The following is a 1,468-nucleotide window of genomic DNA, read 5'->3' as shown; positions in this document are numbered from 1 at the left end:
ACGCGGAGCGTGGGAACGATCATTCAACGATCAGCTTTGCCCTCTGCCCTCAATCACTACTCAGCTTCCCGCCCCGCCACTTTCGCCAACCAGATCCCCACTTGTGCATTGATCGTTCCCACGCGCAGCAAAGGAATGCAGCCCGTGACGCTCTGCGTCACAGAAGCGGACGCAGAGCGTCCAGAGAGGCGTTACCACGCGGAGCGTGGGAACGATCATCCAACGATCAGCTTTGCCCTGTGCCCTCAATCACTACTCAGCTTCCCAACCCGTATCGCCTCCCGCCCCGCCACTTTCGCCAACCAGATCCCCGGTTGCGTATAGCGCCCGCGATCAATGGCAAACAACACGCCACTGGTCCCGGCGCAGACGGTGCTGACCCGATCATTCAGTGGGTCGACCACTTCAAACAGTGCATCGCCCTTCTCGACCCATTCACCGGCACTGCGCAGGAAGCTGACCACGCCGTGATGTGGTGGGAACAGGTACTCGGTGCCTGCGAACGGCATGCCTTCGCAGCACTGGCTCGGGGCTACGGGCCATTGACCTGCGATGAGGCCTTGTTCGGCGAGGAAACCGAGGATGGCTTCGCAATTGGCCTGGGCCTGGTCGATGCGGGTGTCGCCTATGCTGCCCAGTTCCAGGGTAGTGGCGAGGTTGGCCGCAGGGATAGCGGCGTGCGGGTATGCCTTCGCCAGTCGCAGCCAGGGCGATGAGCAGGATTCGTCGAAAGAGTTACCGCCGGAGTCTTCGGCCAATAGCGCGACGCCGGCCTGCAAGCGTGCAGCCAGGGACTGCCATTGCGGCCAGTGCTGCGGCAGTGCGTAGAGGTGAATCGCCGCGTCGAAGTCGCAATGCAGGTCGAGGGTGATGTCGGCGTCGCAAGCGTGGCGCAGCAGTAACCGGTGCAGGGCTTCGAGTTGTGAGGCCGGCGTGGGCAAGTCGTCGAGCACCTGGCCCATGGTTTGGCGAATCAGCGCGATGTTGGCCTGGGCATCGTTGCCCAACCGGTCACCGATCAACTCACCGACCGGGCCGCTGAGTTCATAGAAGGCGCGGTTGAAGTTTTTGCCGCTGCCCAGCTCGAAACGCCCCAGGTGGCTGCCTTGCAGGTGCTGGTCCAGACCGATGGGGTTGGCCACCGGCACCAGTTCGACGACGCCCTTGAGCTGGCCTTGGCTCTCGAGTTCGGTGAGGCGTTTTTTCAGCTCCCACGCCGTGCGCATGCCTGGCAGTTCGTCCGCGTGCAGGCTGGCCTGGATGTAGACCTTGCGGGTGCCGGCGCCGAAACGGAAGACGCTGAGGCGCCGCTCCGTGCCCAGGTGGCTCCAGGGGAGTGAGTGGTCGATGCGTTGCATACGTAAGACTCCGAATGATGGAGATAGGAATGCCCTAGTGGCCTGTGTGGCTAGTTCTGTTAGTCAACTTCGGCGCCAGCAGCCCATATCCTGCGTTGCTGTTCCTCGCC

General features: G+C 62.7%; 1 protein-coding gene. It reads right to left on the bottom strand.

Going from position 1 to position 1,468, the window contains the following annotated elements; all coding sequences use genetic code 11:
- Positions 1–245: 245 nt before the first annotated feature.
- Complete coding sequence (locus AC07O1_RS29685; protein ID WP_495091111.1) at positions 246–1,358, bottom strand: succinylglutamate desuccinylase/aspartoacylase family protein; 1,113 nt, start codon at positions 1,356–1,358, stop codon at positions 246–248.
- Positions 1,359–1,468: the final 110 nt, after the last annotated feature.

The sequence above is a fragment of the Pseudomonas sp. GW821-FHT07G10 genome (assembly GCF_059418545.1).
Note: the sequence above shows the minus strand (reverse complement) of the source record. Positions and strands in the feature narration are given on the sequence as shown.